The organism is Nitratireductor alexandrii, from assembly GCF_004000215.1.
Classification (GTDB): Bacteria; Pseudomonadota; Alphaproteobacteria; order Rhizobiales; family Rhizobiaceae; genus Mangrovimarina; species Mangrovimarina alexandrii.
On sequence record NZ_RBVY01000007.1, the window covers coordinates 136,044 to 160,007 of the forward strand.

Genomic DNA, 23,964 nt, shown 5'->3' on the forward strand with positions numbered 1-23,964 from the left:
GCTCGTCCGGGCACGGGCGCGTGCTGGTGAAAATGCGGTCATCCGGTCGGGTTCCAGAAAGAATGCGGGCACGAGGCGTTTATCGGGCGGGTTCGGTGTTGCCGGACGCCTCGGCGTCCTTGTCGATGCGCCGCGCCTCCCGGCTCGGCTTGACCAGCGGTTCGGGTGTCATGGGCCGGGTCTTCAACATGTCGGTGCCGGCGTAAAGCCCCTCGACCGCCTGGATCGCCAGGCGTTCCTCGTCGCGCCGCCGCACGTCCTCGCCGATCCCGGCGACGGTTTCCTCGTCGAAGCCCAGGGCCTCCAGAGTCCGGCGGCCGAACAAAAGCCCGGATTCGAAGGTTTCGCGCAGTTCGTAATCGACACCCTTGGCGCGCAGTTCGAGCGCGTGCGTGCGGTCGTAAGAGCGCACATAGAGCTTGGCGTGCGGATATTCCATCTGGATCAGGTCGACGATGCGGTCGGTCGTCTCCTTCTCCCTGGTGCAGATTGCGACGATCTTGGTGTGGCGAATGCCGGCGGCCTCCAGCACGTCCTTGCGGCAGCCGTCGCCGAAATAGATGCGGAAGCCGAATTTCTCCACCGCGCGCACCCGGTTGGCGGAATGGTCGATGATGGTGACGTCGCGGCCGCCCGACAGCAGGATCTGGGCGGCGATCTGGCCGAAGCGCGAAAAGCCGATCATCAGCACGTCGGAGCCGGCGCCGTCGAAATCCTCTTCCATGGTTTCGGCCTCCTCGGCGGGGATGAGCCAACGCGACAGTCCGGCGCCGATCGGCGTCAGCACCATGGACAGCGTCACGATCGAGATCAGCAGCGAGGCGGTGGTCTCGGGGAAGATCGAAGCCGAGGCGGCGGCCGAGAAAATGACGAACCCGAACTCGCCGCCCTGCGGCAGCAGCAGGCTGACGCGCACCGAGGGGGCATGCGGCGAGCCGAACAGGCGGCACAGCGCATAGATACAGGCGGCCTTGATCGCCATCAGGATCGGCACGGATACCACGATCGTCAGCCAGTTCTCCAAAATAACGTCGAGCTGCAGCGACAGGCCGACGGCCATGAAGAACAGCGCGATCAGGATGCCGCGAAACGGCTCGATATCGGCCTCCAGCTCGTGGCGGTAGGACGATTCGGCCAGCATCACCCCGGCGATGAAGGCGCCCATCGCCATCGACAGGCCGGCAAACTGCATCAGCGCGGCGGCGCCCAGCACGACGAACAGGGCGGCCGCGATCATCGCTTCCTTGGCGCCGGTATTGGCGATGATGCGAAACAAGGGGTTGAGCAGATAGCGGCCGGCGGCGAGCAGGGCGACGACCGCCACGACCGCGATCGCGAACTGCTCGAGACCGGTGCGTTCGCTCTCGCCGCCGCCGGGCGCAAACAAGGGCACCAGTGCCAAAAGCGGCACGATCGCCAGATCCTGAAACAGCAGGATCGAAAACGACGTCTGGCCGTAATGGCGGTTGGTGTCGCCGCGTTCCTCCAGAAGCTGCATGGCAAAGGCGGTCGAGGACAGCGCGAGCGCGAACCCGACGATCATGGCGGACTGCCAGACCAGATCGGTGAAAGCCAGCGTGACCGCGGTCAGGACAAGGCCGGTGACCATCACCTGGCTCAGTCCGAGGCCGAAAATGTCGCGGCGCATCGCCCACAGGCGCGAGGGTTTGAGTTCCAGCCCGATGACGAACAGCAACAACACCACGCCGAGCTCGGCGACGTGCAGCAATTCCTCGCCGTCGGCGATCAGGGTCGCGACCGGGCCGATCGCCACGCCGGCGGCTAGATAACCAAGCACCGTCGCCAGGCCGATCCGCTTGAAAAGCGGCGCCGCGATCACGGCCCCGCCGAGAAGCAGAAGCGCCTGCGAGAAATATGTCGCGCCTTCGGCAGCCATGGACCTCCCCGGTAATCGTTCGAGCGCGGCGATGCGCGCCATTGCACATGAGCCTGCGGCGCAATAGATGGAACCTGTCCGCGTCGCGGCCGCTCCTGCCCGCATGGCGAGGCTTTCCACCGGAAATAACGTATGTCAGACCGCATGAATACCGAAAAGCTTGGCGACCTTGTCACGGCACTGGTCGAGGCGGGCACGCGCGCCGGGGCCGATGCAGCCGACGCCGTCGTCATGCGCAGCCGCTTGTCCAGTGTCTCGGTGCGGCTCGGCAAGGTGGAATCGACCGATTCGTCGGAAAGCGATTCGGTCGCGCTGCGGGTTTTCGTCGGTCGGCGCGTGGCGAGCGTTTCGGCCACCAACGGCGCGGATATTCCCGCACTCGCCGAGCGCGCCGTCGCCATGGCCAATGCCTCGCCGGAAGACCCGTTTCAGGGGTTGGCCGAGCCGGCCCTGCTGGCGGCCGACTTTCCCGATCTGGACTTGTTCGATCCCACGGAGTTGACCAGCGAGCGGCTGCGCGCCGACGCGCTGGCGGCCGAGGAGGCCGCGCTCGCGGTCGAGGGCGTCACCAATTCTGGCGGGAGTTCGGCCAGTGCCGGTCTCGGCGGACTGGTGCTGGCGACCTCGAACGGATTTTTCGGACACTATACCAAAACCCGGTTTTCGCGCGCGGCAAGCGTGATTGCCGGCGAGGGCACGGCGATGGAGCGCGATTACGATTTTTCCTCGCGGCTGCATTTTTCCGAACTCGACGCTCCCGAGGAGATCGGACGCAGGGCGGGCGAACGCGCGGTGCGCCGGCTCGGCGCACGCAAGGCCGGAAGCGGGCCGATCACCGTGATATGCGATCCGCGTGTGGCGCGCGGCATCGCCGGGCATCTGGCGAGCGCCATCAACGGCGCGGCGGTGGCCCGCAAGACCAGTTTTTTGCGCGACCGCATGGGCAAGTCCGTGGCCGCGGCCGCGATTACGGTAACCGACGCGCCGCGTCGCGTGCGCGGCCCCTCGTCACGGCCCTTCGACGGCGAAGGGGTTGCCGGCGAGGCGCTGGTGATGATCGACAAGGGCGTGCTCGGGCACTGGTTCTTGTCGACCTCGGTCGCGCGCGAACTCGGCCTGCGCACCAATGGCCGCGGCGTGCGCTCGGGCTCCTCCGTCACGCCGGCCTCCACCAATCTGGCGATCGAGCCCGGCGAGGCGTCGCCGCAGGAGCTGATCGCCTCGGTGCAATCCGGGTTTTACGTCACCGAGGTGTTCGGTCAGGGCGTCAACATGGTGACGGGTGAATATAGTCGTGGTGCGTCGGGGTTTCTGATCGAAAACGGCGAACTGACGCGGCCGGTTTCGGAAGTCACGATCGCGTCCAATCTCCAGGACATGTTCATGCGCATGGTTCCGGCGAACGACATCGACCGCAGCTTCGGCACCGCGGCGCCGACCCTTTTGATCGAAGGAATGACGCTTGCGGGAGACTGACCCCACCCGGCTTCACGAGGCTGATCTCGATCTGATCCGCGAGGCGGCGGCCGAGGCGGGCCGGATCGCGCTCGGCTATTTCGGCAAGAATCCGGAGGTCTGGCTCAAGGGCGGCCGTTCGCCGGTCAGCGAGGCCGATCTCAAGGTCGACCGCTTCCTGCGCAAATCCCTGACCGCGGCGCGGCCGGACTATGGCTGGCTTTCTGAAGAAACCCAGGATTCGCCCGCACGGCTGACGGCGCGGCGAACCTTCGTCGTCGATCCGATCGACGGAACACGCGGTTTTCTTGAGGGCCGCGACACGTGGTGCGTCAGTATCGCCGTCATCGAGGACGGCAAGCCTTTGGCAGGCGTCCTCGAATGTCCGGCCACGTCGGAGACCTTTTGGGCGACGCCGGCGCAGGGCGCGTTTCTGGACGGGCGCGGTATTGCCGTCAGGCAGCCCGGCGAGCCGGCGCTTGTCGGCGGTCCGAAAGGGCTCGTGGGCGCGGTGGCCGAGCCGCTCCGCTCCGGCATCAAGCGTGCCGCCTACGTGCCGTCGCTGGCCTACCGTCTCGCGCTCCTGGCCTGCGGCCGGCTCGACGCCACGTTCGTCAGTCCCAATTCGCACGATTGGGACCTTGCCGCCGCCGATCTCATCTTGAGGGAGGCGGGCGGGCTTATCTTGAACGAATTCGGGCAAGCACCGATCTATGGCAGGCCGGAGGTGCGCCACGGCGCGCTGGTGGCCGGCAGCGGCGATCTGGTGCGGGCGCTGGCGAAAACCATCGATCCGCAGGCGGCGTGAGAGGATGCGCGTCCGAATCGCTGATGTGGCGGCGAACGCGTGAAACGGACCCGGCGGTTTACGTAAACGGAAAAGCGTGTGTTTCCATCCGCGCATGAATGATTTAAGCAGATTCGGAATTTCGAACATGATGGCGGGCAAGGAAATGGCTGAGGACACCGGCGAGAAGCAGCTTTTGCACCTGGTTTTCGGCGGCGAGCTCGATTCCCTCGACGGCGTCAATTTCCGCGATCTCGAGGCGCTCGACATCGTCGGGGTCTATCCGAACTACAAGGCGGCGGAAGCGGCCTGGCGGGCCAAGGCGCAAGCCACCGTCGACAACGCGCATATGCGCTATTTCATTGTCCACCTGCATCGTCTTCTCGATCCAGAGACGGACGGTTAGCGGGACGGATCCGATGACGGATGAGCATCTGGGCCGCCTTGACGATGCGCCGGCCCCGCGCGCGAGAAAGCGACCGGCCATGACCAAGAGGCTTTGGCGCAAGGTGCGGGCTCCGCTCGCCGAATCCACCTTTGTGCTCGACGGCATTGCGGTGGCAATCGGCGCGGCGTTGCGCTTCATCTACGCCACCAACAGGGCCGTCAAGGGGTCGCACGACGCCACCGCCGCCTTCGACGCCCATGCGCCCGGCATCGCCGCCTTCTGGCACGGCCAGCACATCCTGGCCCCTTGCGTGAAGCCGAAAGGCGCGGAGATGGCGGCATTGTTTTCGCGCAGTCGCGACGCCGAGCTCAATGCGCGGGTCGCCGAACGGTTCGGGTTCGAGATCGTGCGCGGTTCGGGCGGACGCGACCGCGCGCGCACGCTCGAAAAGGGCGGTATTCGCGCACTCCTGAGCCTGAAAAAAGCCCTCGACGGCGGCAAGGCGGTCGCCATGATCGCCGATATTCCGCACGGAACCCCGCGCGAGGCAGGTCTGGGGATAGCCATGCTGGGGCGGATTTCCGGCCGCCCGATCGTGCCGGTCGCGTTTGCCACCAGCCGGCGCAAGGTGATCGAAAGCAGCTGGGACAAGACGACGATCAATCTGCCGTTCGGGCGCAAGGCGGTGGTTTTCGGCGATCCGATCCATGTGCCGGCGGATGCCGACGATGCCGAGCTCGAGCGCAAGCGCCGCGAAATCACCGCCGGGCTGAACGCGGCCACCGCCGAGGCCTATCGCCTGGTTAGCGCGCGGCAATGAGCGAACGCTGGGCGCGCACCTTGCTGTCGGCCTACCGGCTGGCCGGAGCGGCGGCCTATCCGCTGATCGGCGGCTACGTGGCGTGGCGCTCGACCCGGGGCAAGGAAGAGGCCGGCCGCCGGCGCGAGCGATACGGCTTCACCACCGTGGCGCGCCCGCGCGGGCCGATCGTGTGGATGCATGCGGCCAGCGTCGGTGAAACCAACGCCGTGGTGCCGCTGATCGAGCGCATCGTGGGGTACGGTATCGGCGTCGTCATGACCACCGGGACGGTCACCTCGGCGCGCGTCGTCAGGGAGCGACTCGGCGACCGGGTCATCCATCAATATGTGCCTCTCGACCTGAAGCCGGCGGTCAGCCGGTTCCTGTCGCACTGGTCGCCCGATCTGGCCATCATCGCCGAATCGGAGATCTGGCCGATGACCATTCTGGAACTGGGCGCGCGCCGGGTTCCGCAGGTCCTGGTCAATGGCCGTCTTTCGGACCGGTCTTTCGCGGCCTGGAAAAAGCGCAATCACCTGGCCGAGGCGCTGTTGGAAAATCTCGCCCATGTCGTGGCGCAGTCGGAAACCGACGGCGAGCGTTTCACTGCGCTCGGCGCCCGTCCGGTGACGGTGTCGGGCAATCTGAAGGTCGATACCGACCCGCCGCTGGTCGATCAGGCATGCCTGGCGCAACTGAGCGCCGATATCGGCGCGCGTCCGAGCTGGGCGGCGGTTTCCACCCATGACGGCGAGGAGGCGATCGCCGCCGACGTCCACGCGCTTTTGAAGTCGCGCCATCCTGATATCCTGACGATCATCGTGCCGCGCCACCCCGAGCGCGCCGACGCCTTGCTGGCGTTGTTCGCCGAAAAGGGACTGAAGGTCGCCCGCCGCAGCCGCGGCGAGCCGGTGACGCCCGACACCGACATTCTGTTGGGCGACACGATCGGCGAGATGGGGCTTTATCTGCGCCTGACCGAAATCGCCTTCGTCGGGCGTTCTCTGGTGGCCCAGGGCGGGCAAAACCCGCTCGAGCCGGCAATGCTCGACACGGCGGTGCTTTCGGGCAAGAACGTCCAGAATTTCCGCGACGCCTATCAGCAACTGATCGAACGCGGCGGCGCGCGGCTGGTCCACGATCGCGACATGCTGGCCGGGGCCGTCAATTTCCTGCTCAACAATGAAGCCAAGCGCCGCGAGATGATCGTTGCCGGGCGCGCGGCCGTCGAAGACATGCGCGGCGCGCTTTCCACCACCCTGCGCGCCCTCGAGCCCTATATCCAGCCGCTGATCGTCAAGGCCCGGCTCGAGGATGCGAGCGCCAGGAGGCGCTGACAGTGGCGAGCGAGGCCCCCCTTTTCTGGTGGGAGAAAGCGGATTGGCGCGCGCGCGCCCTTTTCCCGTTGTCCTGGGTCTACGGCCTCGTCGCCGGCCGGCGGATGGCGCACGCGCCGCGCGAGAAGGTGGCCGCGCCGGTGCTGTGCGTCGGCAATCTGACCGTCGGCGGCGCCGGCAAGACGCCGACCGCGATCGCGATGGCGCGGGCCGCCCGGCGCGCCGGTTACAAGCCCGGCATCCTGTCGCGCGGCCATGGCGGAACCAATATGCGCACGCATGTCGTCGACGCCAAGCGCGACGCCGCGCGCCATGTCGGCGACGAGCCGTTGCTTCTGGCCAGACACGCGCCGGTCGTCGTGACGCCGAAACGGGCCGAGGGCGCGCGGGCGCTGATCGCCAAAGGCTGCGATTTTGTGATCATGGATGACGGTTTCCAGAGCGCCCACATCCATATCGATTGCGCGCTGATCGTCATCGACGCGCGGCGCGGGCTCGGCAACGGTCACACCATTCCCGGCGGTCCGGTGCGCGCGCCGGTGGTGCGGCAGATGGCGTTCGCCGACGCCGTGCTCGCGGTCGGCGACGGCGCCGGCGCCGCCGGGGTGATCCGGCGCGCCTCGCGCGCCGGCAAGCCGGTCTATGCGGCGACGGTCAAGCCGAAAAAGGCCCGTGCCCTGCGTGGCCGGCGGTTTTTGGCGTTTGCCGGCATCGGCGACCCTGAAAAATTCTTCCTGACCGTCGAGGCCGTGGGCGGCACCGTTGTCGTTCGCCGCGGCTTCGGCGATCATCACGTGTTCGCGGAGGACGAGATCGCCGATCTCGCGGCCGAGGCGGCGGCGCAGGATCTCGACCTGATCACGACCGAAAAGGACGCGGTGCGGCTTGCCACCGGCTCGGATGCCGCGCGGGCGCTGGCGCAAACCGCCACGGTTCTGGAGATCGGGCTCGCCTTCGAGCCGGCCGACGCGCCGCAGCGCATCATCGCCGCAACGCTTGAAGCCTACGAGACCCGGCGCCATGGCGTGTCGCGACACGGCTGAAGGGCGCACCACCGGCATCGGCTGCCGGCCGTCATCGACGCAGCGGCCGGGCGAGGCCGGGCACGGTCAGTCGCGGCGGCGCAAATCCGGGTCGAGGTCGATCTCGCGGTCGAGCGACACGGTGGCGCTGACATAGGCTTCCTGGCGCGCCACGCTCCAGTAACGCAACTCGTCGAGCGGGATCGGCTCGCCGGTCACCGCGCAGCGCACGAAGGATCCCGGGCTGGTGACCTGAAAGTCTCCGTCCAGATAACGCAATCGCGCTTCCTTGGCGCCTGGTCCTTCGAACCGGTTCATCGTCCGCTTTCCATGGTTGCGATGTGCGACCTAAGCGCCATATTTCGCCCGCCGGGTCAAGCCGGCCCGGGCACCGCGTGCCGCCCGCGCGGTCAAAAGCGCGTCAGCGGCGACCGAACAGGCGCTCGATGTCGGCCAGTTTCAATTCGATATAGGTCGGCCGGCCGTGATTGCACGTGGCCGAACCGGGGGTCGCTTCCATCTGGCGCAGGAGCGCGTTCATCTCCTCGGCCTTCAGTCGGCGGCCGGAGCGTACCGAGCCGTGGCAGGCCATGGTCGCGGCGATGCGGTCGAGCCGCTCCTTCAGCGTGTCGGCGGTGTCGCTTTCGGCGATCTCGTCGGCGAGGTCGCGCACCAGGGCGGCGGCGTCGGTTTTTCCCAGCATGGCCGGCGTCTCGCGCACCGCCACCGCGCCGGGGCCGAAACGTTCCAGGCCGAGCCCGAAATGGCGCAACGTATCGGCATGGCGCGCCAGCCGGTCGGCGTCGTCCTCGGCCATGTCGACGATCTCCGGCAGAAGCAGGAGCTGGGCGGGCAGGGGACGGGCGTGGATCGCGGTCTTCAGCGCCTCGTAGACCAGGCGCTCATGCGCGGCGTGCTGGTCGACGATGACCAGCGAATCGGCGGTCTGGGCGACGATGTAGTTTTCGTGCACCTGCGCGCGGGCGGCCCCCAGCGGCGCACGCAACAATTCGGCCGGGACGTCGGGCGCGGCCGCCCGCGCGTCGGCGCTCGGTTCTGCGGCGGCAAAGAAGGCGGCCTGGCCTGGCTCGGCGAAGCCGTCGACGAGCGGACGGTGCGGCGAGCGCGCCGGGTCGAAACCCGGCCCGGCGAAGGGGCGCGGCCAGGAGGCGGGCGCGCCGTGGCCGGGGCCGGCCGGCCGGCCGGCGGCCGCGCCCGGGCGAAAGGCCTCGACCAGTTCGCTCGCGGCGCTGGTGGCGGGGCGGATGCCGGCCTCGGCGAGGCTCTGGCGGATGGCGCCGATGATCAGACCGCGCACCAGACCGGGGTCGCGGAAACGGACGTCGGCCTTGGCCGGATGGACATTGACGTCGACAAGGGCGGGGTCGAGGGTCAAGAACAGGGCGGCGACCGCGTGCCGGTCGCGCGGCAAAACGTCGGCATAGGCGGCGCGGATCGCCGCGGCGACCTGGCGGTCGCGCACCGGCCGGCCGTTGACATAGGCATATTGGTGCAGCGCGTTGGCGCGGCTGAAGGAGGGGATGGAAATCCGCGCCGACAGTTTCACCCCTTCGCGCTCGGCTTCCACGGCAAGCGCGTTTTCGGCGAATTCGTCGCCCAGCACGCGGGCGAGCCGGGCGAGCATGCCATTGGGGCCGGGCGCCTCGGCGGGCAGGTCGAGACGCGTGCGGTCGCCGCTGGTGAGCGTGAAGCGGACCTGCGGAAAAGCGACCGCGATGCGCTTGACCATATCGGTGACGGCGCTGGTTTCGGCGCGCTCGCCCTTCATGAATTTCAGCCGCGCCGGGGTGGCGAAGAAGAGGTCGCGCACCTCCACCATCGTGCCCGGATTGGCCGGCGCCGGTTGGGGGCCGTTGAGAACCCCGCCCTCGACACGGATTTCGCTGCCGCTGCCCGCGCCCCTGACGCGCGATCGGATGACGAGCCGGGCGACGGCGCCGATCGAGGGCAGCGCCTCGCCGCGAAAGCCGAGCGAGCGGATGTCGTGGATGTCGTCGGAGAGTTTGGAGGTGCAATGGCGCGCCACGGCAAGCGGCAATTCGTCCTCGGCGATGCCGCCGCCATCGTCGAGGACGCGGATCAGGTTGAGCCCGCCGCCGGCGGTCGTCACCTCGATACGCCCGGCGCCGGCGTCCAGCGCGTTCTCGACCAGTTCCTTGACGACGCTGGCGGGACGCTCGATGACCTCGCCGGCGGCGATCTGGTTGATCATCGTGTCGGTCAGCTGGCGAATGGGCATGGCGCGCTTATAGCCGGATTCGCCGGCAAGGACAGCGGGGGCGGCGAGCCGATCTTGCCGCTGCCGACCGGGGTCAGGCCTGGCTCAAAAGCCAGTCGCGGACGGTGCGGGCGTTTTCGGTGAGCTCGCGGTCGCGCGGCCAGACGACGAAAAACCGCTTGCCGGTCGTCATGGCGTGGTCGGTAACGCGGACCAAAAGCCCGCTGCCAAGCAGCCGGCCGGCCAGGTGCTGCCATCCCAGCGCGATGCCCTGGCCCTCCATCACGGCCTGAATGACCAGCGCGTAGTCGTTGATCAAAAGGCTGCGGCTCGCTACCTGGCCCGTGAGGCCGGCCGATCGGAACCAGTCGGCCCAGCTCGCCGCCTCGCGATAGGGCTCCTCCAGGTGGATCAGGCGATGCGCGTGCAGTTCGGCCACCGTCTCCGGCACGCCGAAACGGGCGGCGTAGGCCGGGCTTGCGACGGGAAAGATCACCTCTTTTGCCAGCGGCAGCGCTTCGTAGCGCGGCCATTGCTTCGGGTCGCCGCCGCGAATGCCGAGCGGAATATTCTCGGCGACGATGTCGAGGTCGCGCTCGGCTGTCTGGATGCGCAGATCGATACCGGGCACCTGCTCGCGAAAAAGCTGCAACCGCGGCATCATCCAGAACGAGGCGAAGGCGGTCGAAGCCGACAGCGTGACGTGGCCGCCGCTGGCGGCCAGGCGCAGGTCCTCGGCCGATTTGCGGATATGGGAAAGCCCCAGCGACACGTCGGCGAAGAAATGGCTGCCCGCCTCGGTGAGACGAACCTGCCGGTGGCGGCGCTCGAACAGCGGCAGGCCGAGCCGTTCTTCCAGGCCGCGAACGGCGTAGGAGACGGCGGCCTGGCTCATACCGAGCTCGCGCCCGGCGGCGGTGAAGCTTTGCAGCCGTCCCGCGGCCTCGAAGACGATCAGGCTGCCGGCCGACGGCAGCAGGTGACGCAGGCTTTGCATAATCGGAGCTTATAGAAAGACTGAAGATTTTCCAGCGTCACAAAAGATCGCGACACGGTTAGCCTCGATCCTGCTTTTGCTTGCTTGTGTTCGGGAGGTCCCATGGAAGCGGCGGCAACTCAGGCCACGACGGACGGGACGCGCCGCGAACGGGGCGGACGCAGCGCGCGTCGCGAACAGCGCGCGCATGGCGGGCAGGGGCCCGGGCGGCCCTATATCACCCGCAACATTCCCACCTACGACATCCTGTCGGACGAAAACCTCGCGCGCATCGAGGCCACGGCCGACCGGATCCTGGCCGAGATCGGCATCGAGTTCCGCGACGATCCGGCCGCGCTCGACCATTGGCGGCGCGCGGGAGCGCGTGTCGACGGCGTGCGGGTGACCTTCGAGCCCGGCCTGTTGCGCGAATTGCTGAAAACCGCGCCGTCGAGCTTTACCCAGCATGCCAGAAACCCGGACAAGACCGTGCGGATCGGCGGCGACGCGGTGGTGTTCGCGCCGTCTTACGGCTCGCCCTTCGTGATGGATCTCGACCAGGGGCGGCGTTACGGCACCATCGAGGATTTCCGCAATTTCATCAAACTCGGCCAGGCCTCGCCGTGGCTGCACCATTCCGGCGGCACGATCTGCGAGCCGGTCGACCTGCCGGTCAACAAGCGCCATCTGAACATGGTCTACAGCCATATCCGCTATTCCGACCGTCCCTTCATGGGCTCGGTCACGGCGGAGGAGCGGGCCGAGGATTCGATCGCGATGTGCCGCCTGCTGTTCGGCGCGCCGTTCGTCGAGGACAATTGCGTCATCCTCGGCAATCTAAACGTCAATTCGCCGCTGGTCTGGGACGGCACGATGACCAGGGTGCTGCGCGCCTATGCGCGCGCCAACCAGGGCACGGTGATCGTGCCGTTCATCCTCGGCGGCGCGATGGGACCGGTCACCAATGCCGGCGCCATCGCCCAGTCTCTGGCCGAGACGATGGCCGGTTGCGCGCTCGCCCAGCTCGAACGGCCGGGCGCGCCGGTGATCTTCGGCAATTTCCTGTCGTCGATGTCGCTGCGCTCGGGCTCGCCGACCTTCGGCACGCCGGAGCCGGCGATCGGCTCGATGGTGGTCGGCCAGCTCGCCCGCCGGCTCGGCCTGCCGCTCAGATGCTCGGGCAATTTCACCACCTCGAAGCTGCCCGACGCGCAGGCGATGACGGAATCGACCATGTCGATGCTGGCCGCGATCTATTGCGGGGCGAATTTCATCCTGCATTCGGCCGGCTTCCTCGACGGGCTGTTGTCGATGTCGTATGAAAAATTCGTCATGGACACCGATCTGTGCGGCGCGCTGCACCGCTATCTCGACGGTGTCGTGATCGACGACAACCAGCTTGCCCTCGACGCGTTTCGCGAGGTCGGGCCCGGCAGCCATTTCTTCGGCTGCCAGCACACCATGGCCAACTACCAGACGGCGTTCTGGGACAGCGAGACGGCCGACAACGATCCGTTCGAGAAATGGGAGGCGGCCGGCGCCGACGATACCGCGACGCGGGCCAACCGTCTGTGGAAGACGCGGCTGGCCGAGTTCGAGGCGCCGCCCCTCGATGCGGGTGTGGACGAGGCGCTCAGGGATTTTATCGCGCGCAAGGACGCGGCGATGGAGGACGCGTGGTATTGAGGATGCAGCCTGCCGCCCGGATAATCGGGGCAAGATCGCGCGCTTCGTCGAGGGGCAATGCTGCGATGAAAACGATCGAACGGTCGGACCAATGAAGATCACCAAGATCCGCGTCACCCACGTCAACGTGCCGTTCGATGCGCCGTTCTGGTGGACGGCCGGGCTTTATGGCGGGGCGTCGAAATCGATCGTCGAGGTGGAAACCGACCAGGGGCTGGTCGGGCTCGGCGAGGCGCCGTGGTGGCATTTCGGCGAGGTGATCAAGGCCGAGATCGCGCCGGCGCTGATCGGCGCCGACCCGCTCGACCTGGCCGATTGCGAGGCGCGCTGCGTGCCGCCCTGGCAGATCACCGCCAATACCGGCGAAAACGCCGCCTCCGTCGCCTTCGGCGCGGTCGAACTCGCGCTGTGGGACATTCGCGGCAAGGCGTTCGGCCTGCCGCTCTACAAGCTCCTCGGCGGTGCGGTCAGGAAGGACATCCCGTTTTCGGAATATTTCGCCTTCCGCCCGTCGCAGAACGGCGCCGGCGGCGAGATGAGCCCGGAGGCGATCGTCGACTATTGCCTGAGGATGCGGGCCGAGCACGGTGCCTCGATCTTCGAGGGCAAGCTGATCCTCGGCGATCCGCAGCTCGAAATCCGCACCGTGCGCATGCTGCGCGAGGCGCTCGGCGAGGAGGTCCAGCTCAAACTCGATTCCAACATGCAGTGGTCGCTGACGACCGCGCGCTGGGTGCTGCGCGAGATCGAGCCTTTCAATATCCGCAATTACGAGGACCCGGTCGCGACGTTCGAGGACATGGCGGCGCTGCGCCAGCATTCGGCCATCCCTTTTTCCACCCATGTGCCCGACCTTCGCCGCGCCGTGGCGCTCGGTGCGCCCGACACGTTCGTGTGCAATTTCGCCGCCCTGGGCGGGCTGTCAAAAACGCTGAAATTCATCGCCGCCTGCGAGGCGATGGGCAAGGGGTTCTGGTGCTACTCCAACGATCTCGGCATCATGACGGCGGCCTATCTGCACGTGGTGGCGGCCACGCCGTGGATCACCGAAGCCTCGCAATCGCTGTTTCGCTGGCAGGTCGGCGACGTCATTCGTGACGGGCCGTTCCGGCAAAAGAACGATACGGTCCGGGTTCCCGAAGGGCCGGGGCTCGGCGTGGAGCTCGACCCGGCGGCGATGAAACGCTGGGCGGCGCATTTTTCCGAAAACGGTCCGATGAGTCATTTCGACGACCCGGCGCGGCCTGGCCGCTATCGCCGCCTGCCGCTACACTGACCTCCCGGTGATGCCATGACCAACGATCCGCTGCTCCAGCCCTATCGGCTCAAGCATCTGACGCTGAAGAACCGCGTCATGTCGACCGCGCACGAACCGGCCTATTCCGAGGATGGCCTGCCGAAGGCGCGCTACCGGCTCTACCATGCCGAAAAGGCCAAGGGCGGCATGGCGCTGACCATGACGGCCGGATCGGCGCTGGTGTCGCGCGACAGCCCGGCCGCCTTCGGCAATCTGCACGCCTTCCGCGACGAGATCGTGCCGTGGCTGGCCGAACTGACCGACGCCTGCCACGAACACGACTGCAAGGTGATGATCCAGCTCACCCATCTCGGCCGGCGCACGGGCTGGAACACGGGCGACTGGCTGCCGGTCCTGTCGGCCTCGCCGGTGCGCGAGCCGGCCCATCGCGCCTTTCCCAAACAGGCCGAGGACTGGGACATCGAGCGCATCGTCGCCGACTACGCGGCCGCGGCGCAAAGGATGCAGGCGGCCGGCCTCGACGGCATCGAGTTCGAGGCCTACGGCCATTTGATGGATTCGTTCTGGTCGCCGGCGACGAACCGGCGCGAAGACGCGTTCGGCGGGACGCTCGACAACCGGCTGCGCTTCGCCTTTCAGGTGATCGAGGCCGTGCGCGCGGCCGTCGGCCCGGATTTCGTCGTCGGCGTGCGCCTGGTCGCCGACGAGGACTGGCAAAAGGGGCTGTCGCGCGAGGAGGGGATGGAGATCGCGCGCCGGCTCGCCGGTTGCGGCAAGGTCGATTTCCTCAACATCATCCGCGGCCATATCGAGACCGACGCCGCGCTGACCGGGGTGATCCCGATCAGCGGCATGGCGTCGGCGCCGCATCTCGACTTCGCCGGCGCTGTCCGGGCGGAGACGAAATTTCCGGTCTTTCATGCCGCCCGCATTGCCGACGTTGCCACCGCGCGCCACGCGATCGCGGCCGGTAAGCTCGACATGGTCGGCATGACCCGGCCGCATATCGCCGATCCGCATATCGTCAAAAAAGTGCTGGCCGGCGAGGAGGACCGCATCCGCCCCTGCGTCGGCGCCACCTATTGCCTCGACCGCATCTACGAGGGCGGGGAGGCGTTGTGCATCCACAATGCCGCGACCGGGCGCGAGGCGACGATCCCGCACGTGATTACGCGCAGCGACGGGCCGTTGAAACGGGTCGTGGTGGTCGGCGCCGGACCGGCGGGCCTGGAGGCGGCGCGGGTGGCGGCCGAACGCGGCCACACGGTGACGGTGCTTGAAGCCGCGCCTTTGGCCGGCGGCCAGGTGCGGCTTGCCGCGCAGAACCCGCGCCGGCGCGAACTGATCGGCATCGTCGACTGGCGGCTTGCCGAACTCGAGCGGCTTGGCGTTGACATCCGTTACGATTGCTGGGCCGAGGCAGACGACGTCACCGCGCTTTCACCGCAGATGGTGCTGATCGCGACCGGCGGCCTGCCGCAGCCGCCGCCGCTGGATGCGGGCGAGGAACTGGTGACGACGAGCTGGGACATTCTTTCCGGTGCGGCCAAGCCGGCCGGTTCGGTGCTTGTCTATGACGACAATGGCGGCCACCAGGGCATGGGTGCCGCCGAAATCGCCGCGTCGTCGGGGGCGGCGGTCGAACTGGTCTCGCCCGAACGGTTTTTCGCGCCGGAAATGGGCGGCATGAACCACGTGCCCTACATGCGCGCCTTCCACCGGCATGGCGTGCGTGTGACGATCAACACCAGGCTTCTGGCCGTGCGCCGCGAGGGCAACCAGCTTGCCGCCGTGCTCGGCTCGGACTTCGCGCCCGAGTGGCGCGAGGAGCGGCTGGTCGACCAGGTGGTGGCCGAGCACGGCACCGCGCCGCTCGACGAGCTTTACCTGGCGCTCAAGCCGTTGTCGCGCAATCGCGGCGCGGTCGACTACGAACGGCTTGTCAGCGGCGGGGCGGTGTTTCCGTCGCAAGACGCGGCCGCGCCGTTCGACCTGGCGCGGATCGGCGATGCGGTCGCCGCGCGCAACGTGCACGCCGCGATCTATGACGGTATTCGCTACGCGCTGCGGATCTAGGCCGGCTCAGCCCGTCTCGCGCGTCTCGGTCTCGATCCAGGACAGGAATTCGCGCAGGCCCGGCTGCTCCTCGCCGCCGGGCCGGTAGGCGAGGCGGTAGGGATGCTGGCCGGCGATCGCGTTGTGCGAGGCGAGCGCCAGGCGGTCGTTTTCGAGTTCGGCTTCGACCAGCAGGCGCGGCACCAGCGCCACGCCGAGCCCCGCGGCGGCGGCCTCGATCAACATCGAAAACTGCTCGAAGCGGTGGCCGCGCAGGGTGGTGCGCGGGTCGATGCCGGCGGCCTGGAACCATTCCAGCCACAGGGTCGGCCGCGTCGATTGCTGCAATAGCGGCAGCGCGGCGAGTTCGGCGTCGTCGAGAAATTGGCGGCCGGCGAGCAGGGCGGGCGCGGCGACCACGATCAGCTCCTCGTCGAACAGCGGCACGATGCCGGTGGTCGCCTGGTCGACCGGCCCGCGCTGGATGGCCGCGTCGAAGGGCTCGGCCTCCAGATCGACCGGGTCGAGCCGGACGGCGATGTCGACGGTGACGTGCGGGGCGAGCTTGTGGAAGCGGCCGAGGCGCGGGATCAGCCAGCGGTCGGCGAAGGTCGGCAGCACGGCCAGGCTCAGCACGTCGGCCTGGCCGCCGAAGGCCATCACGCGCACCGCCGCCTCGTGCAGGTCGTCGAGAATGGCGTCGGCATCGCGCAGGAAGCGCCGGCCGGCATCCGACAGCACCAGGCGCTGGCGCACGCGGTGGAACAGATGGACGCCGAGCCGGTCTTCCAACTGCCCGACCGAGCGGCTGACCGAACTTTGCGTCAATCCAAGATGATCGGCCGCGCGCATCGTGGTGCCGAAGCGAACACAGGCGCGAAACGCCTGAAGCTCCGAAACCGTCGGGATAAAGGCGCGGCGCATCGAGTTCTTATGCCTGTCATCTATCGAAAAAATGCATCATCCGGTCCGAAATAGTTGTTAGCGCGAAATCGCCCGAGCGTCTACAATGGTCGACGATGCCGCTGGAAAAGGCGGCTTTTTCGTTTGCAGGGTTTTCGTGCCAGCCATGGTCGCGGCCCTGTCCAGCAGAACAGACCGGGAGGTTGTTTGACTATGTCCGCTCAAAAGCCGGCGAGCTTCGTGTGGAACGATCCGTTCCTGATTGAAGACCAGTTGACCGAAGACGAGCGCATGATGCGCGATGCGGCGGCCGCGTTCGCCGCCGACAAGCTCGCGCCGCGCGTGCAGGACGCCTATATGGAAGAAAAGACCGACCCGGCGATCTTCCGCGAGATGGGCGAGGCGGGCCTGCTCGGCATCACCATCCCCGAGGATCTCGGCGGTCTCGGCGCCAACTATGTCACCTACGGGCTGGTGGCGCGCGAGATCGAGCGTATCGATTCGGGCTATCGCTCGATGATGAGCGTCCAGTCCTCGCTGGTAATGTATCCCATTCACGTCTATGGCACGCCCGAGCAGCACAAGAAATACCTGCCCAAACTGGCGTCCGGCGAGTATATTGGCTGCTTCGGCCTGACCGAGCCCGATGCGGGGTCCGATCCCGGCGGGATGAAGACGCGGGCGGAAAAGATCGACGGCGGCTACCGGATTTCCGGCTCCAAGATGTGGATCTCCAACGCGCCGATCGCCGATGTCTTCGTCGTTTGGGCCAAGTCGGCCGCGCACGACAACCAGATCCGTGGTTTCGTGCTGGAAAAAGGCATGAAGGGGCTGTCGGCACCGAAGATCGGCGGCAAGCTTTCGCTTCGGGCCTCCATTACCGGCGAAATCGTCATGGACGGCGTCGAAGTCGGCGAGGATGCGCTGTTGCCGAACGTATCCGGCCTGAAAGGGCCGTTCGGCTGCCTCAACCGGGCGCGCTACGGCATTTCCTGGGGCGCGATGGGAGCGGCCGAGGATTGCTGGTTCCGCGCCCGGCAATATGGGCTGGAGCGCAAGCAGTTCGGCAAGCCGCTCGCCGGCATGCAGCTTTACCAGAAGAAGCTCGCCGACATGCAGACCGACATTTCGCTCGGGCTGTTGGGCTCGCTGCGCGTCGGCCGGCTGATGGATGAAGGGCGCATGGCGCCGGAGATGATCTCGATCGTCAAGCGCAACAATTGCGGCAAGGCGCTCGACATCGCCCGGCTTGCCCGCGACATGCATGGCGGCAACGGCATCCAGATCGAGTACCACGTCATGCGTCACGCGCAGAACCTGGAAACGGTCAACACCTATGAGGGCGCGCACGACGTGCACGCGCTCATCCTGGGCCGCGCCCAGACCGGCCTGCAGGCGTTCTTCTGACGGGACGGGCCTTCCCACAGCGCGGGGAAGGCCCGTTCGTCGCCCCCTTCGGGCATTTTCGGAACTATCGCGAAGACCGGTCCGTCTATTTCGCCGAAATCACGGTCATGACCAGCTTGTCGTCAACCCGGACGGGACCGTCCTCCTTGGCGCCAAGCGTGTATTCGAACACGCCGGTCTTCATGCCGCCGGCCTCGCCGTGGACCATAAGCATCAGCATCTCGCCCGATTTTACCTCCTCTTGGAGGATCGCGCTGACATCCATGTTGTCGCCGGCCTTGAGCGGGGCATAGCCGATGACGGGTCCAGGTTTCATCTGCGTATCGGTGCGATGCACGACCAGCCAGCCATTGGCTTCGGCAGTGATCTTGTCGGCGGTCACGACGCCGGACGAAACGTCCTGGTCGGTGACCATGACCGCGTCATTCGACATCGCGAGCGCGGCGGAGCCCGACAGGGCAAGGGCAAAAGCGGCAGTTGGAAATTGGCGCATAACAAGTCTCCTGTGTTGAGATCGCCCCATAGCCACGGAGACTGCGCCGGATTAGTTTCATCCTTAGGGGCGTTGGGTGGCGGCATGCGTAAGTGCGGAGCACGCGCGGTGCCTGTCTGAACGTCGAGCGATCCGGAATTCGGGCGGAAAACCCGCTCAGGCCACGTCCTGGGCGCGCGGGCGGTTGTCGAAGCAGACCCGGTTGCGGCCCTCCGACTTGGCGCGATAGACGGCGGCGTCGGCCTCCTCCATCAGATCGGACAGGGATTTCGGCCGATCCGCCGCGCGCGTCGAGACGCCGATGCTGACGGTAACACGGCACCTGACGCGGTGTGGGCCCGACATTGGCAGCGCCTGGACATTGGCGCGGATCGCCTCGGCGCGTGCCCGTGCCTCTTCAGCCCCGACATCGCTCAGCACGATCGCGAATTCCTCGCCGCCGAGGCGCGCGACGAGATCGTGTTCCGGGCGGACACTGCCGAGCAGCGCTTTGGCCACGCTCACCAGACAGGTATCGCCTTCGACATGTCCATAGGTGTCGTTGTACGATTTGAAGTGGTCGATATCGACGATCATCATCGCGCAACGGCCGCGCACCGCGCGGGCGAAACTCATCAGCCGGCGCCGGTTGGCCAGGCCGGTCAGCGGATCGGTGTGGCTTTCGATCTCGAGCTCGCGGTTGGCGGCCTCGAGCGCGGCGCTGCGCTCCTCCAGATGCTGGGCCAGGCGCTTGTTCTCGATCGACAGACGCAGCGCGGTCGAAAGCTGGTAGCCGAGCACCCGGCCGATGACGATGGCAAAGGCGCCGAGAAGAAAGAAGCCGATCGCGATCGGCCAGCTGTATTGCAGCGAACTGAACAACGCGCCGACGGCGTAGGACCAGAAGATCGGCAACTGGAACAGATTGTAGGCGGGCAGGTGCACGACCGACGGGATCGATACGGTGACGGCGGCCAGGCCGATCGATACGGTCACGAGCGCCTGATGCTCGTTCGCGAAACTGAGCATCCAGCCGCCGCCGACGCCCCATGCCAGGCCGGACAACAGATGCATGACGCTAACGAAGCGGGCCCAGGAGCGGGCGTTCCAGCCCGACGGAAGGCCGCGGGCGTAAAGGAGCGTGGACAGCAAATTGGTGAGAGCGACGGCCACGATGCAGGCCAGCCAGGCGATCAGGCCAAATGCAACCGATGGTGCCCAGTAGACGTAGACCGCGACCAACCCGCCGACAATGCTGAGAAACGATGCGGGCGATGAATTGAGCATCGCGTCCATGCGCATCGACAAAATGAGGTCGCGTTCCTCGTGGTCGGCCAGCTCTCCGGTCACGGTACCGTTTCTCCTTCCCGGCAGTGCCTTCACGCTAGTTGGGCAGTCCTAACATTTGCTTTCGCGACGCGGCCGGCCCTGGCGCGGCAATCCGGCGCGAATATCGCGGAGCGCGCTCGGCGACCATTGTTTGCATGCGCCGAATGCGCGACAAGAACCGAGGAGGTTCTTGATGACGACGACATTTCTCACCCATCTGCAGAGCGAGCTTTCCGAACTGCGGGGGGCCGGGCTCTACAAATCCGAACGCGTGATCACGTCCACCCAGTCGGCCGAGATCGCGGTCGCCGGCGGCGGCAAAGTGCTCAATTTCTGCGCCAACAACTATCTCGGCCTTGCCGACAGCGAAGAATTGCGCGAGGCGGCGAAGGCAGCGCTCGACCGCTACGGCTACGGCATGGCCTCGGTGCGCTTCATCTGCGGCACGCAGGAGGAGCACAAGCAGCTCGAAGCGCGCATCGCCGGCTTCCTCGGCATGGAAGACGCGATCCTTTATTCTTCCTGTTTCGACGCCAATACCGGCCTGTTCGAGACCTTGCTGTCGCAGGAGGACGCGATCATCTCCGACGCGCTCAACCATGCCTCGATCATCGACGGGGTGCGACTGTCGAAGGCCAGGCGCTATCGCTACGCCAACAACGACATGGCCGACCTGGAGCGCTGTCTGAAAGAGGCGGCCGACGCGCGCTTCCGGCTGGTGGCGACCGACGGCGTGTTTTCCATGGACGGCATCGTCGCCAATCTCGAGGGCGTGTGCGATCTGGCCGAAAAACACGACGCCATGGTGATGGTCGACGACAGCCACGCGGTCGGGTTCGTCGGCGCCGGCGGGCGCGGTTCGCCCGAACATTGCGGCGTGGAAGGCCGTATCGACCTGATCACCGGCACGCTCGGCAAGGCGCTCGGCGGGGCGTCCGGCGGTTACACGGCCGGCCGGCGCGAGGTGGTCGACTGGCTGCGCCAGCGCTCGCGGCCCTATCTGTTTTCCAACACGCTGATGCCGGCGATCGCGGGTGCGTCGCTGAAAGTGTTCGACCTGATCGAAGGCGGCGGCGCGCTGCGCGAGCGGCTTTACGCCAACGCGGCGCGCTTCCGGGCCGGGATGAGCAAGCTCGGGTTCACGCTTGCCGGTGCCGACCATCCGATCATCCCGGTGATGATCGGCGACGCCGGGCTGGCAGGCGCCATGGCCGACAGGCTGCTGGAACGCGGCATCTACGTGATCGGCTTTTCCTTCCCGGTCGTACCCAAGGGCCAGGCGCGCATCCGCACCCAGATGTCGGCGGCGCACACGCCTGACGATATCGACCGGGCCGTCGACGCGTTCGGCGCGGTCGGCAGGGAACTGGGCATCATTGCTTGATCAGCGACAATATTAAAGATATTGTCGCAAAGCGGTTCGGGAGATGACCAATGTCGGAAACGATGAACCTCAATGTGCGAGTCAGCGGTTCGCTTCGCGACTTTGTGACCGAAACGATTTCTGGCGGCGACTACGAAAATGTCAGCGAATATGTCCGCGCCCTCATTCGACACGACAAGGAGCGGGCCGAGCGGGAAGCGTTCGAGGCCATGAAGCTGCGATTGCAGGATGGATTTGCCACGCCTGACAGCGAGTACGAACATCTTTCGGCGGACGATATCCGGCGAAGGGCGCTGGCGCGAGCACGACGATGAAAAAATACTTCCTCCAGCCGGCCGCGTCGGCACGGCTGGAGGAGATATTTCTTTATACGCTCGATCGCTTTGGCCCGGTTCAGGCAGACGAATATCTGGATGGCGCCTTTGCCCTGTTCGAGGACATCGCCGAACGGCGGGTCGCGTGGCAGCGCATCCCAAGCGATTTCGACGTTGACGGTTTTTTTGCGCGATACGAAAGTCATTTCGTGTTCTGGAAATTGCGGTCCGACAATCAAGTCGCGATCGTCGCGATTCTCCATCAGCGCATGGACATGGCCCGCAGATTGCGTGAGGCTGTCGGTGACCGCTGAACGTCGCGGTGCCCGGCGGTGAGAAGCCATTTCTGGAAATTCACCAAGACAAGGAAACCAGAAAGCGCCCACCACCACACGTCAATGACCCGGGCTTTGCTCACATTGCCTTCGAGGTGGAAAATATTCGAGCGATGAGAAGCGAAATCATTCGGTTGGGCGGAACGGATCAGGGGAAAATTACTGAACTTGGAACGTCCAAGTCAGCCTTCTTGGCGGTCTATATGAGGGATCCGGAGGGCAATGTGATCGAACTGGAGCAATCCTGACTGTTTCGGTTTCGACGAACGGCAGGCGGCGTCGAGGCGCGGTTTGCGAGGCGGTTTTTCGTTACGTTTGGGAATTTGAGCCATGTCCAACATGATGCGGGCGCTGGTGAAGGCGAAAGCCGAGCCGGGGATTTGGATGGAACGGGTGCCGGTGCCCGAGATCGGCCCCAACGACGTCCTGATCAAGGTCGGGAAGTCGGCGATCTGCGGCACCGACGTCCACATCTACAATTGGGACGAATGGGCGCAAAAGACCGTGCCGGTGCCGATGGTGACGGGGCACGAATTCGTCGGCGAGGTCGTCGATGTCGGCCAGGCCGTCAGCGAGTACCGGGTCGGCCAGCGCGTGTCGGGCGAGGGGCATATCGTGTGCGGCCATTGCCGCAACTGTCGTGCCGGCCGCGGCCATCTGTGCCGCAACACGCTCGGCGTCGGCGTCAACCGGCCGGGCAGTTTCGCCGAATATCTCAGCCTGCCGCAGCACAATGTGGTCGCCATCCCCGACGACGTGCCCGACGAGATCGCCGCGATCTTCGATCCGCTCGGCAACGCCGTCCATACCGCCTTGTCGTTCGATCTGGTGGGCGAAGACGTGCTGGTCACCGGCGCCGGACCGATCGGCATCATGGGGGCGCTGGTGGCCCAGGCGGTCGGTGCGCGCAAGGTGGTCATCACCGACATCAACCCGGTGCGGCTCGCGCTGGCGCGCAAGCTCGGCGTCCATCACGTGGTCGATGCGTCGGCGGAAAAGCTCGCCGACGTGATGGAGGAGGAGCGCATGAAGGAGGGTTTCGACGTCGGGCTGGAAATGTCGGGCTCGGCGATCGCCTTTCGCGACATGATCGATGTGATGAACAATGGCGGCAAGATCGCCATTTTGGGCATCGCGCCGACCGCCTTCGAGATCGACTGGAACAAGGTCATCTTCAAGATGCTGACCCTGAAGGGCATCTACGGCCGGGAAATGTTCGAGACCTGGTACAAGATGATCGCCCTGGTGCAGGGGCCGCTCGACGTGTCGGGCCTGATCACCCACCGGATCGGCATCGACGACTACCGGACCGGCTTCGAGGCGATGCGCGACGGCAGCGCCGGCAAGGTGGTGATGGACTGGTAGGGCGTGTGCCGCACGCCGGACGAGCTGGGGCGACGCTCAACCGAATGCGCGTTCGAGCGCGCGCAGGCCGGCCAGAAGCGCGGCGCGATCCTGCGGGCTGATGCGGGCGAGAAGTTTTTGCTCGAAATCGCGCGCGATCGGGACGAGTTCGCGATAGACGCGCGCACCGGCCTTCGTCAGCGCGAGATTGTCCACCCGCCGGTCGGCCCCGTCGGGCAGGCGGGTCAGCCAATGGCGTTTTTCCAGCGCGGTGACGGCGCGCGAGACCTTGGTCTTGTGCATGGCCGAATGGCGCCCCACGGCGGTCGCCGTCATGGTGCCGTACTGGCCGAGCGTGGCCAAGAGCCGCCATTCGGGCCGGGTCAGCCCGTGGCGTTCCTTGTAGATGCGGGCGAAGTCGCGGCTGACCGCATCGGCCAGCCGGTTGAAGCGGTAGGGCAGGAAGTTTTCCAGTTCCAGCGCGGCCGCATCCATGGTCTCATGGCGGGAAGAGGACATGGCGAGAATCGTTGATGGTTGCACTTTTGATCGTTACGGGTGCAACAAATTTCGC

Annotated in this window: 23 protein-coding genes; 15 read left to right on the forward strand and 8 right to left on the reverse strand. The window is 66.5% G+C overall.

Translation table 11 applies throughout. The features are described from left to right. Positions 1-79: 79 nt before the first annotated feature. Positions 80-1,897, reverse strand: a complete 1,818-nt coding sequence (locus EP380_RS16450; RefSeq protein WP_106570675.1) for a monovalent cation:proton antiporter-2 (CPA2) family protein — start codon at positions 1,895-1,897, stop codon at positions 80-82. A 132-nt stretch (positions 1,898-2,029) separates the two neighbouring features. On the opposite strand from EP380_RS16450, the gene EP380_RS16455 reads away from it, so the two are divergent. From EP380_RS16455 to lpxK, 6 genes are all read left to right on the forward strand, one after another. Then, complete coding sequence (locus tag EP380_RS16455) at positions 2,030-3,373, forward strand: TldD/PmbA family protein (RefSeq protein WP_127599379.1); 1,344 nt, start codon at positions 2,030-2,032, stop codon at positions 3,371-3,373. Beyond that, positions 3,360-4,160: a 3'(2'),5'-bisphosphate nucleotidase CysQ gene (locus EP380_RS16460; RefSeq protein WP_127599380.1), complete on the forward strand. Its 801-nt coding sequence runs from the start codon at positions 3,360-3,362 to the stop codon at positions 4,158-4,160. The genes EP380_RS16455 and EP380_RS16460 overlap by 14 nt, the downstream gene beginning before the upstream one ends. Before the next feature lie 145 nt (positions 4,161-4,305). Beyond that, positions 4,306-4,545 (forward strand): DUF4170 domain-containing protein, encoded by a 240-nt coding sequence (locus EP380_RS16465; RefSeq protein ID WP_106570938.1) that lies wholly within the window; start codon positions 4,306-4,308, stop codon positions 4,543-4,545. 79 nt (positions 4,546-4,624) lie between these two features. Further along, positions 4,625-5,347, forward strand: coding sequence for a lysophospholipid acyltransferase family protein (locus tag EP380_RS16470; RefSeq protein ID WP_238719892.1), 723 nt, complete (start codon positions 4,625-4,627; stop codon positions 5,345-5,347). Beyond that, complete coding sequence (waaA, locus tag EP380_RS16475) at positions 5,344-6,666, forward strand: lipid IV(A) 3-deoxy-D-manno-octulosonic acid transferase (RefSeq protein WP_106570671.1); 1,323 nt, start codon at positions 5,344-5,346, stop codon at positions 6,664-6,666. Before EP380_RS16470 ends, waaA begins: the two co-directional genes overlap by 4 nt. A gap of 2 nt (positions 6,667-6,668) precedes the next feature. After that, a complete protein-coding gene (lpxK, locus tag EP380_RS16480) occupies positions 6,669-7,709 on the forward strand; it encodes a tetraacyldisaccharide 4'-kinase (RefSeq protein ID WP_127599381.1) in 1,041 nt (346 codons plus the stop codon). Positions 7,710-7,775: 66 nt separating this feature from the next. On the opposite strand, the gene EP380_RS16485 is transcribed toward lpxK, so the two are convergent. From EP380_RS16485 to EP380_RS16495, 3 genes are all read right to left on the reverse strand, one after another. After that, a complete protein-coding gene (locus EP380_RS16485; RefSeq protein ID WP_106570669.1) occupies positions 7,776-8,006 on the reverse strand; it encodes a DUF2093 domain-containing protein in 231 nt (76 codons plus the stop codon). Positions 8,007-8,109: 103 nt separating this feature from the next. After that, positions 8,110-9,948, reverse strand: coding sequence for a DNA mismatch repair endonuclease MutL (mutL, locus tag EP380_RS16490; RefSeq protein ID WP_127599382.1), 1,839 nt, complete (start codon positions 9,946-9,948; stop codon positions 8,110-8,112). Positions 9,949-10,021: 73 nt separating this feature from the next. Then, positions 10,022-10,924, reverse strand: coding sequence for a LysR substrate-binding domain-containing protein (locus EP380_RS16495; protein ID WP_127599383.1), 903 nt, complete (start codon positions 10,922-10,924; stop codon positions 10,022-10,024). 102 nt (positions 10,925-11,026) lie between these two features. Here EP380_RS16495 and EP380_RS16500 point away from each other — a divergent pair, with 102 nt between their 5' ends. The 3 genes from EP380_RS16500 (at position 11,027) to EP380_RS16510 (ending at position 15,923) form a co-directional block, all read left to right on the forward strand. Then, positions 11,027-12,589 (forward strand): trimethylamine methyltransferase family protein, encoded by a 1,563-nt coding sequence (locus tag EP380_RS16500; RefSeq protein WP_127599384.1) that lies wholly within the window; start codon positions 11,027-11,029, stop codon positions 12,587-12,589. A gap of 91 nt (positions 12,590-12,680) precedes the next feature. Continuing rightward, positions 12,681-13,865, forward strand: coding sequence for a mandelate racemase/muconate lactonizing enzyme family protein (locus tag EP380_RS16505; RefSeq protein WP_127599386.1), 1,185 nt, complete (start codon positions 12,681-12,683; stop codon positions 13,863-13,865). A 15-nt stretch (positions 13,866-13,880) separates the two neighbouring features. Next, on the forward strand, positions 13,881-15,923 hold the full coding sequence (locus EP380_RS16510) for an NADH:flavin oxidoreductase (protein WP_127599388.1): 2,043 nt from the start codon (positions 13,881-13,883) through the stop codon (positions 15,921-15,923). 6 nt (positions 15,924-15,929) lie between these two features. On the opposite strand, the gene EP380_RS16515 is transcribed toward EP380_RS16510, so the two are convergent. After that, positions 15,930-16,826 (reverse strand): LysR substrate-binding domain-containing protein, encoded by an 897-nt coding sequence (locus EP380_RS16515; protein ID WP_106570663.1) that lies wholly within the window; start codon positions 16,824-16,826, stop codon positions 15,930-15,932. Positions 16,827-17,018: 192 nt separating this feature from the next. Here EP380_RS16515 and EP380_RS16520 point away from each other — a divergent pair, with 192 nt between their 5' ends. Beyond that, positions 17,019-18,212, forward strand: coding sequence for an acyl-CoA dehydrogenase (locus EP380_RS16520; RefSeq protein ID WP_127599390.1), 1,194 nt, complete (start codon positions 17,019-17,021; stop codon positions 18,210-18,212). An 85-nt stretch (positions 18,213-18,297) separates the two neighbouring features. On the opposite strand, the gene EP380_RS16525 is transcribed toward EP380_RS16520, so the two are convergent. Further along, positions 18,298-18,705, reverse strand: coding sequence for a DUF7282 domain-containing protein (locus tag EP380_RS16525; protein ID WP_127599392.1), 408 nt, complete (start codon positions 18,703-18,705; stop codon positions 18,298-18,300). 156 nt (positions 18,706-18,861) lie between these two features. After that, complete coding sequence (locus EP380_RS16530; protein WP_127599394.1) at positions 18,862-20,034, reverse strand: GGDEF domain-containing protein; 1,173 nt, start codon at positions 20,032-20,034, stop codon at positions 18,862-18,864. Positions 20,035-20,206: 172 nt separating this feature from the next. On the opposite strand from EP380_RS16530, the gene EP380_RS16535 reads away from it, so the two are divergent. From EP380_RS16535 to tdh, 5 genes are all read left to right on the forward strand, one after another. Beyond that, positions 20,207-21,397, forward strand: a complete 1,191-nt coding sequence (locus EP380_RS16535; RefSeq protein WP_127599396.1) for a glycine C-acetyltransferase — start codon at positions 20,207-20,209, stop codon at positions 21,395-21,397. A gap of 50 nt (positions 21,398-21,447) precedes the next feature. Further along, positions 21,448-21,711 carry a type II toxin-antitoxin system ParD family antitoxin gene (locus tag EP380_RS16540; RefSeq protein ID WP_199190431.1) on the forward strand — a complete coding sequence of 88 codons (264 nt, stop codon included), beginning with the start codon at positions 21,448-21,450 and terminating at the stop codon, positions 21,709-21,711. Continuing rightward, on the forward strand, positions 21,708-22,025 hold the full coding sequence (locus tag EP380_RS16545; protein WP_127599398.1) for a type II toxin-antitoxin system RelE/ParE family toxin: 318 nt from the start codon (positions 21,708-21,710) through the stop codon (positions 22,023-22,025). The genes EP380_RS16540 and EP380_RS16545 overlap by 4 nt, the downstream gene beginning before the upstream one ends. An 8-nt stretch (positions 22,026-22,033) precedes the next feature. Next, the gene (locus EP380_RS16550) at positions 22,034-22,294 is read left to right on the forward strand and encodes a VOC family protein (protein ID WP_164749889.1); all 261 of its coding nucleotides are present in this window, start codon (positions 22,034-22,036) and stop codon (positions 22,292-22,294) included. An 82-nt stretch (positions 22,295-22,376) separates the two neighbouring features. Then, positions 22,377-23,411 carry an L-threonine 3-dehydrogenase gene (gene tdh / locus EP380_RS16555; RefSeq protein ID WP_127599402.1) on the forward strand — a complete coding sequence of 345 codons (1,035 nt, stop codon included), beginning with the start codon at positions 22,377-22,379 and terminating at the stop codon, positions 23,409-23,411. A gap of 36 nt (positions 23,412-23,447) precedes the next feature. Here the strand turns inward: tdh and EP380_RS16560 are convergent, their stop codons facing one another. Further along, entirely contained in the window at positions 23,448-23,909 is a 462-nt protein-coding gene (locus tag EP380_RS16560) for a MarR family winged helix-turn-helix transcriptional regulator (protein ID WP_238719893.1), read from the reverse strand. Positions 23,910-23,964 lie beyond the last annotated feature (55 nt).